The sequence below is a fragment of the Streptomyces sp. NRRL B-1347 genome, assembly GCF_000720325.1.
In the GTDB taxonomy this organism is placed as follows: domain Bacteria; phylum Actinomycetota; class Actinomycetes; order Streptomycetales; family Streptomycetaceae; genus Streptomyces.
Genome location: NZ_JOJM01000244.1, coordinates 1 through 1,035, shown reverse-complemented (window position 1 = coordinate 1,035; position 1,035 = coordinate 1). Strand labels below are relative to the sequence as shown.

Genomic DNA, 1,035 nt, shown 5'->3' with positions numbered 1-1,035 from the left:
CACGACGGCTCCCCGATACCGGCCCGCGGTGCACCGTCCGCCCGCTAGGCTGGAAAGACCGCTCCTGACCAGCGGTAATGGTGAAGTCCCACTGGAGTATTAGGGGTCCTTTCAGAATGCTGGGTTCTTGCGGGCGAGGGTCATGCAGTGAGCGAGCTGGAGGAACGCGTCGTGCATGTCGTCTCGGGTTTCCCAGCGGGTTCGTAAGCGGCGGGGGCCGTGGAGCCAGGCGATGGCGGACTCCGCAACCCATCGCACCCGACCCAGGCCCGAGCCGTGTGGCTGTCCGCGCCGGGCGATCTTCGGGACGATGCCGCGCTCGCGTAGACGGCGGCGGTAGATGTCGTGGTCGTAGCCGCGGTCGGCATACAGCACCCGGGGCTTGCGCCGGGGCCGGCCCCGCTTGCCCCGCACCGGCGGCACGCCGTCGACCAGTGGCAGGAGCTGCGTCACGTCGTTGCGGTGTCCGCCCGTCAGAGACACCCGCAGCGGGGTGCCGTGCGCGTCGGTCAGCACGTGATGCTTCGAGCCCGGCCGTGCACGGTCAACCGGGCTCGGGCCGACTTTTGGGCTGCTTCGCCCCCGCTTGGCCTGCACGTGCGAGGCATCGACGGTGACGCGGGAGAAGTCCAGCCGATCCGCCGCCCGCAACCGGTCCAACAGCACCCGCTGGAGTTCCTCCCACACCCCGGCCTCCTGCCATTCGGCCAGCCGACGCCAGCAGGTAGGACCGGAACCGAACCCCAACTCCTGCGGCAGGTACTCCCACTGGATCCCGGTGTAGAGGACGAACAGCACACCCTGCAGCGTCTTGCGGTCGTCGATCCGCTATCTCCCACGGCTTCCGCCGCGCCACGGGCCACCCCCACACAGACGGAATCACTTCCATCTCCACCGTGCCACAGAGAGATCATTCTGCAAGGACCCCTTATCGGAGGGTGTGTCAACTTAACGGCTGATCTTGGTTGTTGAGTTATCGCTGGTCGGTGGGGGTGAGGCGGCCGTCGAAGGCGATCTGGAAGGCGTTCAGTGGCG

At 67.6% G+C, this 1,035-nt stretch carries 1 pseudogene; it reads right to left on the bottom strand.

Going from position 1 to position 1,035, the window contains the following annotated elements:
* Window positions 1–111 precede the first annotated feature (111 nt).
* A pseudogene (locus tag IG74_RS47285) lies at window positions 112–828 on the bottom strand (IS5 family transposase); the annotation flags it as partial.
* Window positions 829–1,035 lie beyond the last annotated feature (207 nt).